This is a genomic window from Streptococcus uberis, assembly GCF_900475595.1.
In the GTDB taxonomy this organism is placed as follows: domain Bacteria; phylum Bacillota; class Bacilli; order Lactobacillales; family Streptococcaceae; genus Streptococcus; species Streptococcus uberis.
In genome coordinates this window covers 600,314-612,865 of the sequence record NZ_LS483397.1, presented here as the reverse complement: position 1 = coordinate 612,865, position 12,552 = coordinate 600,314, and the positions used below count along the sequence as shown (strand labels likewise).

The following is a 12,552-nucleotide window of genomic DNA, read 5'->3' as shown; positions in this document are numbered from 1 at the left end:
AATGCGTTTTATTGGAAATACTATTTGGTTTGTTTGTTCAGGTCTCTGGGCATGGGTGTCATGGTCACTGGTCGGTTTACTTTTCTGTCTGACGATTGTAGGTTTTCCTATTGGAGTACAATGTTTTAAAATAGCCAATTTTGGATTATTCCCTTTTGGAAAAGAAATACTTATTGGACAGTCTGGAACAAGTTTAGTTCTTAATCTCATATGGATTCTTGTATTTGGATGGCAATTAGCCATTGTTCATCTAACGTCTGCTTTCATTTTATGTGTTACTGTTATCGGAATTCCCTTTGCTATGCAATCTCTTAAATTGGCTAAAATAAGCTTGTTTCCTTTTGGATCTCAAATTTATTCTAAGTAGAAAGGAAAGTATCATTGATGAAACTGTATTTTATACGACATGGTAAAACACAATGGAATTTAGAAGGCCGTTTTCAAGGTTCCAATGGGGATTCTCCCTTATTAGACGAATCCATACATGAGATTAAAATTCTTGGAAATCGTTTAAAAGAGATTCCCTTCGATGCTATTTACTCAAGTGATTTAAAAAGAGCAAAAGACACGGCTCAATTACTGGCTGAAGCTGCAGATTTCTCTCTACCAATCACTTATTCAAGCGCATTGAGAGAATGGCATCTTGGAAAATTAGAAGGGGCTAAAATAGCGACTATGTCAGCAATATACCCTAGTCAAATGACTGCATTTAGACATAACCTAGCTAAATTCAATGCGAGCCAATTTGATGCTGAAACGATCTATCAAACGACAAATCGTGTCAAAAATGTTATTTATTCATTAAAAGATCAGCCTTTTGAACATGTCTTGATTGTCGGACACGGCGCAAACCTCACTGCTACCATTCGATCATTATTAGGTTTCGAACCTGCTCTTTTAAGAGCATTAGGTGGTTTAGATAATCTTAGCTTAACCATTTTAGAAACAGAAGACTTTCAAAAATTTGATTGTCTTTTATGGAACGATAAGTCTTATTTGGAAGATAATATCCATTAAAAAAATCTTTAGATAGACTCTAAAGATTTTTTTAATTTGCGTATTTCATACGTAAGACTTTTTCCTGGGCCTTTGTCAGTCTTAAAAGCATGACAACTTTATCAATACTCATGTTGCTCTCAAGAAGACGCTCAGCAGCCATCATGAGTCCGTTATTCAAGCCCATCTCAAGGACTGGATTTTTCTTATCATTGACGTCAAAAATAAATTTATTATCAGGCAAATCAAATAAAACTTTTACAGCACCAAACAGTTGTTCAAAGTTATCAATGGCCACATCATATACTGGTTTTGTTCCTGGTCTCAAGGTCCTTCCTCTATGATTAAACCACATAGAATGCCAACCACCATTAAAGGCCCCCATAATATCATTGTCGTAAGAATCGCCGACATAAAGGGTTGTTTGAGGGTTCATATCAAATTGTTCAGCTGCTAAGTTAAAAATTTCTTTTTCCGGTTTTTGAAAACCTGTTGCTTGACTAACAATGACCCTTTTGGGATCAACATAGTCATAAAGACCTAGTTTTTTGACTTTTTTTAATTGATGTTCTGTCGGACCATTTGTAATAATTCCCATTGGAACACCTTTTGATTTCAAGAAATCTAATGTCATTCGCATTTCATCCAACATGGTAATATTTTGGAGTTCATCCTCATAAACAACTTGAAATGCTTTTCCTGCCTCTTCATCAATTTCAGGGTGACCAAATTCAAGCAAAGTCTCACGACAACGCCAATATCGGAAATAATCCGTTGTCCACTCTCCGGCCATAACTCTTGGAAAACCAATATCCGAGTAATGTCTGAAACGAATATAAGCTTGATTGATAAAAGACATATCGAATTCTGGAAAACATTTTTCCATGGCAATTCGATAAGGGGCTTGTTGATCGTAAATGGTATCATCAACATCAAAAACAATAGCTGTTATCATGAGTCTCTTTTCTTTTCTAATTTTTTATACTTTGTTATTATACTATTTTTAACAAAGCATTTCAAACTACCATTTTTCATCATATTTTTCCACTTTTGATTGCTTTTAAAGTGGAAAATGGTATGTACTAAGCCTTATTTTATGTTACAATAAAAGGGAATATTTATTGGAGGACACCATGTCAAACGAACACATTGAAGAATTAAATGATCAACAAATTGTACGTCGTGAAAAAATGGTCGCTTTAGCAGAACAAGGAATCGATCCTTTTGGAAAACGCTTTGAGCGTACTGCTACTTCTGCCGAATTAATCAACCAATTTGCTGATAAATCAAAAGAAGAATTACATGACTTAGAAGAAACTGCTATCATTGCTGGTCGCCTTATGACCAAACGTGGTAAAGGAAAAGTTGGTTTTGCCCATATCCAAGACAGAGATGGTCAAATTCAAATTTATGTCCGTAAAGATGCCGTCGGTGACGAAAATTATGAAATCTTTAAAAAAGCAGATTTAGGAGATTTCCTAGGTGTTGAAGGTGACATTATGCGTACTGATATGGGAGAACTCTCTATCAAGGCAACAAAATTAACGCATCTATCAAAAGCCTTACGCCCACTTCCAGAAAAATTCCATGGATTAACGGATATTGAAACCATATACCGTAAACGTCATCTAGACCTTATTTCAAATCGTGACAGCTTTAATCGCTTTGTTACACGTTCTAAAATGATTTCTGAAATCCGTCGCTATTTAGATGGACTTAACTTCTTAGAAGTTGAAACACCAGTTCTCCATAATGAGGCAGGGGGCGCTGCTGCTCGTCCATTTATAACACATCATAATGCTCAAAATATGGATATGGTATTGCGCATTGCAACTGAACTTCATTTGAAACGTCTTATTGTCGGTGGAATGGAACGGGTTTATGAAATTGGTAGAATCTTCCGTAATGAAGGTATGGATGCTACCCATAATCCTGAATTTACATCGATTGAAGTTTACCAAGCTTATGCAGATTTCCAAGATATCATGAACTTAACAGAAGGTATTATTCAACACGCCGCTAAAGCCGTTAAAGGTGACGGTCCGATTGAATATCAAGGTCAAGTTATAAAGATTAATGAACCTTTCAAACGCATCCATATGGTTGATGCTATTAAAGAAGTTACAGGTGTTGATTTCTGGAAAGAAATGACAGTGGAAGAAGCCATTCAGTTAGCACAAGAAAAACATGTCCCATTAGAAAAACATTTTACTAGCGTCGGACATATTATCAATGCATTCTTTGAAGAATTTGTTGAAGAGACTTTAATTCAGCCAACCTTTGTTTTTGGTCATCCAGTTGAAGTTTCACCTCTAGCTAAGAAAAATCCAGAGGATAATCGTTTCACCGACCGTTTTGAATTGTTTATTGTCACTAAAGAATATGCCAATGCCTTTACAGAATTAAATGATCCAATTGACCAGCTGTCACGTTTTGAAGCTCAAGCGCAAGCAAAAGAGCTTGGGGATGATGAAGCTACTGGTATCGATTATGATTTCGTAGAAGCACTTGAATACGGAATGCCACCAACTGGTGGACTTGGAATTGGTATTGACCGACTTTGTATGTTGCTAACAGATACAACTACAATCCGTGATGTCCTCCTTTTCCCAACGATGAAATAAAGAAAAAGCTATTCAATCTTTTGAATAGCTTTTTTGATATAATTAACATAGTTGATTCGGAAGGAAATAGTTTATTGTCACAAAAGATTATTTTATGCAATCGCTTATACAATCAAGGTCTCATCGAGCCCTTAAGTTCACCTCTTGATGTTCTTCATAAAACATTGGGTATTCAAGCTCAATATATTAACCATGCCCTTTTTAATATTTACAATCGTTTACCACAAAGCTATCCATTTGCTTTCAAAGAATTAGCTGACACTAGCATCTTGGCATGGGGTCAAAGACAAACTTATCATTTTTATGATTATAAGGATTGGAAAAATATCTGTCAGCTATTATCTAAACAAAGTCTTTGGCCACAAAAGTTTCTTAGCGATCAAGGTATTGACTTAGACCAACACAGTGCACTTTTAGAAGAACTCTTACAAGAACCACTTTCTCGTACAGCCATTTTAGAAGCCTTCGGCGAAAAAGGTAAAACCCTATTTCAATGGAGTGCACTGTTTTTATTACATTCAAGGCAAGGTCACCTTTATCATAAGTGGGCAATAGATGCTAAGGATCGATTGGTTTTTTGGGATCAAGAAACTATAATAGCTAGTCAAAAACAAAGTCTTATCGATACTTATTTTAAGGCTTACGGGCCTGCTACTCTCTCAGATTTAGGTCATTTTTTGGGAATGTCAAAGACTGAAGTTGGACATTTTGATCTCAGCCATTTCCAACAAATCACTTATAAAAATAAAATCTTCTATTATCATGAACTTAATGAACAGTTAAGTCTTCCTAAGTTACTTATTCTAGGGAAATTTGATCCACTTCTCGTTTCATATCATGACAAAGAAATTATCATTGACCCTAAATACCATTCTTTGGTTTGGAAAAAAGCTGGTCAGATAGCTGCAATCATCTTAAAAGAAGGTCAATTTCAAGCGACATGGACATTCCGTAAAAGCACTTCTAGTATCAGCTTTTCAGTGTCATCATTAACAGAATTCAATAAAAGTGAAAAAGCCTACATTGAAAAATCGTTCCTTGCTTTCTCTAGTCAAATGGGTTTAACCTGTCAAAAAATCACTTATCAGAATCTCTAGACAATCTAACTGCCACTGATTAATTTTTCACGATATGTGTCAGATACCAGATTAAAACTGTCATCACTGTGGACAAGATAATTGTTATGAAAAGTGCCAGTAATTGAACGAATAAAACCTTTGGTTCACAGACAATGACTAATAAAGAGCCAGTAAGACCACCTATACCATTCATCACAAAAGAGTCTACAACATCATCGATACCAGATTTTTCTTGAAACCATAATGCGACAAGATAAGTTGCTAGTACTGCAAAAGTACAGATACCAGCCATCTCAATAGTTTGAAGATACCCAACTCCAGCGGTACTTGATACCAAGCCCACCAAAATACCGTTGAGTAATCCAGATGCTGAAGGCACTTTTTTCAAACTCATATCTAATAAAGCCCAGGTTAAACCTCCACAACAAATGGCTATTAAGGTATTTAAGAATGCCTTGATGGCAACATCATTCAAGCTACCAGCTGGCCCCATATTAAATCCAAACCAACCTAGACTAATCATCACCATGCTGATAAATTGCCATTCGATTCTATCATGCCCTTGATGATGATAGGGCGATTTCCCTATTTTTTTAGCTAAAATTAAACTGGAAAGCCCTGCTGAGAGGTGCACAACCATACCACCTGAAAAATCTTTTACCCCCAAAATAGCTAAAATACCTCTGGGATTCCAAAAGAGATAAACCAAAGGACCATAAACGAATAAAATCCATAATACTACGATTGCTGTTAAACGCATACTTGATATACGATCGATGACAGAACCAAATAGCATGACTACTGCGTACAAACAAAAACACAGTCGGAAAATAAGATCAAGTATCCTATGAGGGTCTGGTGATTTTTGGAAAAAAGAGAAAGGATTTCCATCCCCAAGGCAAAGGTTATAGACAAGGGCAATCCAAGTTAAAGTACTGATTAATATCATGAGTACAAATTGATAGATGATTTTTTCTTCAACCTTGGGATTCAAGGAAGCAAAATAGTAACTTGCTACACCAAAAATCATTAACCACATCACTAATATACAAATGCAAATAAACATCTCTACCTCTTTCTTTACAAAAAAATCTGATTTTGTTACACTAATATAGTTAACTGGTTAAGTATATGATGTCATGAACCTTTTTGTCAAGGAGAAAGAAATGGAAAACTATAAGATTATAATTATTGGAGCAGGAGCTGCCGGAATTGGCTTCGGAGCTTGTCTGAAAAAATGTGGAATCGATGATTTTGTGATTTTAGAAAAAGGAGTAATTGGAGATAGCTTTCTGAAATGGCCTAAGACAACGCAATTTATTACGCCATCATTTACAAGTAACGGCTTCGGTTTTCCTGATTTAAATGCTGTTATAGCTGATACATCACCTGCATTTTCCTTTAAGAAAGAACATTTGAATGGAATGGAATATGCCCAACATCTACAATTAGTAGCTTCTCATTATGACTTACCTATTAAGTTGAAAACATTAGTTACAAGTATCGCTAAGGAAAATAACCACTTTCGTGTTGAATGTGATCAAGAAATTTACAATGCAACCTATCTCATAATAGCAAGTGGTGAGTTTCAAAACCCAAATCAAGCTGGTATAAAGGGAGCTGAATTAGGCATTCATTATGGTAATGTTGAACATTTTCATGTAAAATCCGATGATCCATTTATTATTATTGGTGGAAATGAGAGTGCTTGTGATGCTCTGACGCATCTAGCATATTTAGGCAATGAAGTCCACCTATTTACTGAAGACTTTGGTCAAAAGGCGGGGCATCCCGATCCAAGTATCTCCTTATCTCCCATTACCAAGGAAAGATTACACCATATTCAAACAAATCCTCAATATCGTGTTACCATAACTGAAAAGAAGAAAGCTAGACTTATTGAAGAACTTAACAATAGTTATCAAGTTACATTTTCAGATGGATCAACAGCAATAAGTAAACACAAGCCTATTTTAGCCACTGGATTTTTGAACACTTGTCATGATATTGGCGGACAGCAAATTTTTAACTACGACAAAAACCTACTTCCATTAGTATCCGAAAAAGACGAATCAACAATTCTATCAAACTGCTTTTTAATTGGACCAAGTCTAAGACAGAAAGATACCATTTTTTGCTACATTTACAAATTTAGACAAAGATTTGTACCATTGATTTGTGAAATCGCAAAGCGTGAAAATATTAGGATTGACCAAGAAATACTAACTTGGTTTAAAAAGAATAACATGTTCCTAGATGATTTAGAGTGTTGCCATGTTCGTTGTGATTGCTAAAAGAAAATTTTGAGAGCTTTGTGATACAATAGAATAAAATTCGTTAAGGAGCAAGCTATGAAAAAGGAACACATTAGTTATCTATCAGCCGCTATTTTTATTCTATATGGCCTATTTAGTCATAAATTCATTTTTATCTTTTTAGGGTGTGCTTTAGCTTTGATTGGTTTAGCAGACCATTATAAAAATAAAAAATAACTCCCTTAGGAGTTATTTTTTGGCTTATTTTGTTTTGTAAGCATGCGTGAAGTCTACATCAAGTCCTGTCGAATTACGAACCAAGCCTTTGATTTTAGGATTTTGGAGTCCTTCATTGGATAGATTATAAAGTGGGCTATAGTGAGCACCTTCATATAAAGCTTTTTCAGCATCTTTATAATCATCAGCTGCTGCATCTTTATCAAGTGCATCTGTTGTTAAAGCTTTTTGATAAGCTGCATCATATTCTGGACTGTTAATTTTTCCATAGTTATAGTCTGATGTTGATGTGAACAATCCATAGAATGTGGATCCTTCTGGATAATCTCCACCCCAACTTACAAAGGCAATATCAAAATTTTGTTCTGATGTATCTTTTAAACGTTGTTTAAAGGTTACAAATTTTTCTTCTAGAGTGAAACCTGGCAAGTTTTTCTCCCATGCTTCTTTTAAGTAGTCAACTGCTGCTTTTTTAGCTGGATTATCAGAGTCAGCCAAGAGGGTTAACGTTAATTTATCTGTACCAAGTTCAGCAAGGCCTTCTTTAAAAAGCTTAGCCGCTTTTTCTTTGTCGTAAGTATAAGGTTGAGCTGTATGTTCAGCTAAATCTGTTCCATCTGATAAAGTTGAAAGACCATATGGTACCAAGGTTTTTGCTGCTTTAGAACCTGTATCAACTGCTGCTTTGACTAAAGCTTCCCGATCAGTTGCTAGGTTAAGGGCTTGACGAATTTTAAGGTTACTTAATGCCTTTACATTACCTGTTTCATTATAAACAAGGTAGTCAGCTCGAGCTTCTGCAATCTTAACATTATCTTTGTTATTTTTATTGGCGTTATAAATAGCTGATGTAGCAGAGATATTAGCAAAGTCAAGCTGTCCTTGTTTATACATTTGTACCGCTGTATCAGGTTTTTTGACAGCTTGTACCTTAACAGTTTTTGTTTTTACATTCTTAGCATCCCAGTAGTATTTATTTTTGACAAGTTTGAAACTACCGCTAGTTCCATTCCAATTTGAAACTTTATAGGGTCCAGAATAAAGAAGTTTTTCAGAGTTTGTTCCATAATTTTTACCTTCTTTTTCAACAAATGATTTCTTCTGTGGAACAAAATTAGAGAATGAAAGGAGGCTTTCAAATTGTGGAGCAGGGGTTTCTAAAGTAAAAATAACTTTATTCCCTTCAGCTTTTACTCCAAGTTTTGACAAATCTGTTTCTTGTCCAGAAATAATCTTATCGGCATTTAAGAGATGAGCATCTGTTGTAAGATAGGCGTATTCTGATGCTGTTTTAGGATCCACCATACGTTGCCATGTGTAAACAAAATCATCAGCAGTTAAATCACTACCATCTGACCATTTTAGTCCGTCACGGAGTGTTGCAGTATAAGTCTTGCCATCTTTTGAAATATCGACTTTTGTTGCAAGATCAGGTTGTAATTTACCATTTTTGCCAACGCGAAGTAAATTACTACCAGAATTTCCAATAGCCATAGCTGAATAACGGTCCGTATTTTTAGAAACATCTAAGGTAATGATTTCTGTTGGTGTATACCAGTTAATAACATCACTCGATTCACTATTACCAGAAGCACTTTTTGTTCCACAGGCTACCAAAGTTGTAGCACTTATAACCAACAATCCTAAACTAGAATATTTTTTCAAATTCTTCATAACGACTTCTCCTAAAATTTTATAAACCCTCTTGGATAAGGTTATGCTATCAATCATATCACTTGATTTTTAAATTGTCAAACTATTTAGAATATTTTTTACCTTGTATTTTTATTTGTATAATAAAGTATAAAAAACTACTGATAAGTTTTCTTACCAGTAGCTTTTTCCCTAATTTTTAAAAGCTTTTACAATTTTATCAAATTCTTCATTCGTTAATGTAATACCTTTACCCATTTTTGTGTGGTCAGGGCTCCAAGTGCGAATGTCCCATTTCGCTTCTGCTCCATTAAATGAGACGCGGTTAAGCTCTTTGGTCCATCCCTTTTCACTCTCTGATAGTGTCAGTAGATGTTCTTCTATTTTAAAAGAAAATTCTGCCATATAATCCTCCTTATCTCTTTATTCGAAAAAATGATTTTTCTTTGCATTTTTTTACGATTAAGGTAAAATACTATAAAACCATTTTATCAATTTTTGAGGAATAGCGCCATGAAATCACTGTTACATTACTTTAAAATCCATTTAGTGAATTTTATTGAAAACTCTCCTACTGAAAAAAAGTCGATTTCCTTATACTCTAATCAAATGATAGCTACTATTTCAAAAGCAACATTAGAGCAAACCCCAGTACATATTATCTCCAATTCTGAAAGTTTCACAGGACAGATTGTCCATTATGATAAAGAGAAAAGAAGACTTATTTTAAATAATCAATCAAAAAATTTATCAACAGTTATCGAGCTAAAAGATATTCAAAAAATTAGTCTTTTGCCTATCAAAAGATAAAATCCCATAAAAAAGCTCTAGCATTTGAAATGACTCCCTAAGGTATGATCTTTCCTCAAACCTTCAGTAATCACGACAAATCTAGAGCTTTTCCATTAAGCTTTGGCTCTCACAGTACGACTTTTACCGTCCTTTTGGTATAAATTAACTAGACCTTCTTTTCGGGCACGTATCATATCGCCTGCTTTAACAGAATTTGGTAATTTAATGGTTAAAAGTGCCATCGGGTTTGGTGCACGGTCAATCTTGTTGCCATTTTCATCATGTAAATCTTGCACAATGGTTTCAAAATGACGGAAACCTGGGCCATAGAATTCAATGTGATCACCTTCATGAATAACATTACGCTGTCTCACAGTAGCAATCATCGTTGAGGAATCAAAATCAACAACTTCGCCAACAAATTTATATTGTGGAATTTTACGACGAGCACCAAAGAGTTGTTCATTTTCAGTTGGTGTTCCGTAATAAAAACCAGTAGCTAGTTCTCTTTGTGCAACTTTCCAAAGTTCATCAATTAAATCATCTTTGATGGCATAAAACTTCTCTGGACTTTCCATATAGGCATCTACAGCTGCTTTATAGCAGTTGGTAACCGTCGAAACATAGTGAATTGATTTCATACGGCCTTCAATTTTTAAACTATCCACTCCGTTTTCGATTAAGTCTGGAATATGTTCAATCATACACATATCAACTGATGACATCGAATACTCCTCAGGGATTTCACCCTGTAAGGATTTTCGCTCGCTTCCAAAAGGCATATCATAAAGGTCATATTTCCAACGGCAAGATTGTGAACAGCCCCCACGATTGGCATCCCGGTGACTCATATGATTAGATAAGACACATCGACCAGAATAAGAGATACACATGGCACCATGGACAAAAGCCTCAATTTCCACTTGAGTCCGTTTTCGAATTTCAGCCAACTCAGCCATATTAACTTCACGAGCTAATACGACACGTGTTAAGCCCATTTCTTTCCAAAATTCAAAGGTTTCGTAATTAGTAGAAGATGCTTGGGTAGATAGATGAATCTCTAAACCAGGTGCTTCGGTTGAACAAATAACAATCAATGCCGGGTCAGAAACAATGACAGCATCCAAGCCCATATCACGCAATTGTCTGAACCATTCGCCAGCTCCCAGTTCATTTCCTTCGTGGGTAACCATATTTGCAGCAACATAGACCTTTGCATTTCTAGCATGGGCATAATCAATGCCTTCTTGTAACTCTTCCATTGAGAAGTTACCTGCTCTGCTTCTTAAGCCATAGGCCTGACCACCAACAAAGACAGCATCAGCACCGTAATCAATAGCAACTTTTAGTTTTTCAAGGGTTCCTGCAGGTGATAAAACCTCAGGTCGTTTTTTTAATTGTGACATTTTTTATTCTTTCTATTTTCAAGATAGTGTGATAAAAAGTGATAGTGGATTTCATGATTAGTGTCGGTAGCTCTTGAAATAGCAAAACTTTTTCTACCAAACAGTCTAAACTTCTATTTTACAGTATCCGGATCAAATTCGTAAAAACCAGTATCTAACCCTCTGCCTTTTGGATGTAAGGCTTTGACTTTTTGATTCAGATCATCAGCTAATTGACTTGACCATTGATCTGACAGAAGACTTTCTTTAGCTTTCATAAATAATTGACAGATGGCGACGAAGTCATCACCTGGACAATAGATACCATCTAGCTTCCAATGGCATAAACCATGGTCATACAGTTGATCTAACTTGGTCATCATATCAATATCATTATTCATGAAAATATGTGTTCCATGATTATCTTGATAGATGGAATAATGACTTTCAGAATCACCTGGTTCCGCTAAGAAAAGTCCTCTCTCACGGGTAACTTCATCATCTATGTGGGTAAAATGGTAATAATTTTCTAAAAGTGGACGTTTAGAGTGATGAATGACTGATGCCCCGTAAACAAGTACTTCTGCTGGAAATTCTAAATTTTCAGCTAAAGTAAATAATTCAGCAGATGGAATTTCTCTTGCTAATACTGTCTCAACTGCACCATGCTTCCCCCAAAAATTAACTTGTCTACTTGATGTTACGAAAACAGAAGTATCATAAATGAGTTTAAAGTTATAGCCATCCCTTTTATTGACATAAAAAAGACCCGCATCCCCTACAACAAGATAATCAACTTGAATTTCCTTCATTAATTCTAAGAAAGGCTTGATATTATCCATCATATCTTGATGCATCAGGGCATTACAAGCAACTGTTAACTCTTTTCCAGCTTCGTGGACTAAATGAGCGATTTCTTTCAACTCATCAGTTGAAAAGTTATGAGGTAAACGCAAACCATAGTTTGCTTCCCCAACGTAAATGCGATCAACGCCAATAGCTAAAAGCTTTTTAACTTGTTCAATGCTTTCAGCTGTTGCGGTTATAATAATTTTATTCATATCTGCAATATTATATCAAATTTTCAGGATATTAGGAGCACATTTCTTGTAAAAAATGAGAAATTGTGCTTATTTTTTCACTTTTTTTAAAATAGGATGACAAAAGTTTTTTTTTATGTTAGAATGATTTAGTATCCCAATAGAAAGGAGAGGACTATGCCAGCTCAATTGAAGAAAAACTATGAGTTTGAAGAAAACAATAGTTATCTTGAACAAGAACCTAAATACCAAGATTTTCAAGAAATCAATTTTGAGAGTACTAAACTACAAGAATTATTTTTCTTTGCTCGTGTTGCTATTTTTAGTTTAGTCAGTGTTTTCTTTGCATTCGTCCTTCTCGCAATTAATTTTGCACCTGTTTGGGCCTTTCTATTTTCAAGTCTGATGAGTTTTGGTATTACAATACTCATTTCTAAATCAGTTCATTCATTCTTATCATAAAAATACTGGAAAGATTTCCAGTATTTTTT

At 35.1% G+C, this 12,552-nt stretch carries 14 protein-coding genes; 8 read left to right on the top strand and 6 right to left on the bottom strand.

All coding sequences use genetic code 11. The annotated features are described in order from the left end of the window. Nucleotide 1: 1 nt before the first annotated feature. On the top strand, nt 2-367 hold the full coding sequence (locus DQM95_RS03485) for a YccF domain-containing protein (protein ID WP_037592341.1): 366 nt from the start codon (nt 2-4) through the stop codon (nt 365-367). Between the two features lie 17 nt (nt 368-384). Continuing rightward, nucleotides 385-1,017 (top strand): histidine phosphatase family protein, encoded by a 633-nt coding sequence (locus DQM95_RS03480; protein WP_037592342.1) that lies wholly within the window; start codon nt 385-387, stop codon nt 1,015-1,017. 31 nt (nt 1,018-1,048) lie between these two features. Here DQM95_RS03480 and DQM95_RS03475 read toward each other — a convergent pair whose 3' ends face one another. Next, complete coding sequence (locus DQM95_RS03475; RefSeq protein ID WP_012658116.1) at nt 1,049-1,951, bottom strand: HAD family hydrolase; 903 nt, start codon at nt 1,949-1,951, stop codon at nt 1,049-1,051. Nucleotides 1,952-2,129: 178 nt separating this feature from the next. Here DQM95_RS03475 and lysS point away from each other — a divergent pair, with 178 nt between their 5' ends. Beyond that, nucleotides 2,130-3,620, top strand: coding sequence for a lysine--tRNA ligase (gene lysS / locus DQM95_RS03470; RefSeq protein ID WP_037592343.1), 1,491 nt, complete (start codon nt 2,130-2,132; stop codon nt 3,618-3,620). 74 nt (nt 3,621-3,694) lie between these two features. Next, nucleotides 3,695-4,717: a DNA glycosylase AlkZ-like family protein gene (locus DQM95_RS03465; protein WP_037592344.1), complete on the top strand. Its 1,023-nt coding sequence runs from the start codon at nt 3,695-3,697 to the stop codon at nt 4,715-4,717. Nucleotides 4,718-4,736: 19 nt separating this feature from the next. Here DQM95_RS03465 and DQM95_RS03460 read toward each other — a convergent pair whose 3' ends face one another. Next, nucleotides 4,737-5,765 (bottom strand): ammonium transporter, encoded by a 1,029-nt coding sequence (locus DQM95_RS03460; protein ID WP_111685938.1) that lies wholly within the window; start codon nt 5,763-5,765, stop codon nt 4,737-4,739. Between the two features lie 100 nt (nt 5,766-5,865). Here DQM95_RS03460 and DQM95_RS03455 point away from each other — a divergent pair, with 100 nt between their 5' ends. Together DQM95_RS03455 and DQM95_RS10060 are read left to right on the top strand one after the other, a co-directional pair. Beyond that, nucleotides 5,866-6,993, top strand: coding sequence for an NAD(P)/FAD-dependent oxidoreductase (locus tag DQM95_RS03455; RefSeq protein ID WP_037592345.1), 1,128 nt, complete (start codon nt 5,866-5,868; stop codon nt 6,991-6,993). Nucleotides 6,994-7,050: 57 nt separating this feature from the next. Further along, on the top strand, nt 7,051-7,191 hold the full coding sequence (locus tag DQM95_RS10060; protein ID WP_046389200.1) for a hypothetical protein: 141 nt from the start codon (nt 7,051-7,053) through the stop codon (nt 7,189-7,191). A gap of 24 nt (nt 7,192-7,215) precedes the next feature. On the opposite strand, the gene DQM95_RS03450 is transcribed toward DQM95_RS10060, so the two are convergent. Both DQM95_RS03450 and DQM95_RS03445 read right to left on the bottom strand, forming a co-directional pair. After that, on the bottom strand, nt 7,216-8,865 hold the full coding sequence (locus DQM95_RS03450; protein WP_012658111.1) for a peptide ABC transporter substrate-binding protein: 1,650 nt from the start codon (nt 8,863-8,865) through the stop codon (nt 7,216-7,218). Nucleotides 8,866-9,036: 171 nt separating this feature from the next. Next, nucleotides 9,037-9,249 (bottom strand): YdbC family protein, encoded by a 213-nt coding sequence (locus tag DQM95_RS03445; RefSeq protein ID WP_012658110.1) that lies wholly within the window; start codon nt 9,247-9,249, stop codon nt 9,037-9,039. A 108-nt stretch (nt 9,250-9,357) separates the two neighbouring features. Between DQM95_RS03445 and DQM95_RS03440 the strand changes: the two genes are divergently transcribed. Further along, nucleotides 9,358-9,654 carry a hypothetical protein gene (locus tag DQM95_RS03440; protein WP_012658109.1) on the top strand — a complete coding sequence of 99 codons (297 nt, stop codon included), beginning with the start codon at nt 9,358-9,360 and terminating at the stop codon, nt 9,652-9,654. 95 nt (nt 9,655-9,749) lie between these two features. Here the strand turns inward: DQM95_RS03440 and DQM95_RS03435 are convergent, their stop codons facing one another. Both DQM95_RS03435 and DQM95_RS03430 read right to left on the bottom strand, forming a co-directional pair. After that, nucleotides 9,750-11,042, bottom strand: a complete 1,293-nt coding sequence (locus DQM95_RS03435) for a peptidase U32 family protein (RefSeq protein ID WP_012658108.1) — start codon at nt 11,040-11,042, stop codon at nt 9,750-9,752. A gap of 113 nt (nt 11,043-11,155) precedes the next feature. Beyond that, nucleotides 11,156-12,082 (bottom strand): peptidase U32 family protein, encoded by a 927-nt coding sequence (locus tag DQM95_RS03430; protein WP_012658107.1) that lies wholly within the window; start codon nt 12,080-12,082, stop codon nt 11,156-11,158. Nucleotides 12,083-12,238: 156 nt separating this feature from the next. On the opposite strand from DQM95_RS03430, the gene DQM95_RS03425 reads away from it, so the two are divergent. Beyond that, nucleotides 12,239-12,523: a DUF3270 domain-containing protein gene (locus DQM95_RS03425; protein WP_012658106.1), complete on the top strand. Its 285-nt coding sequence runs from the start codon at nt 12,239-12,241 to the stop codon at nt 12,521-12,523. Nucleotides 12,524-12,552: the final 29 nt, after the last annotated feature.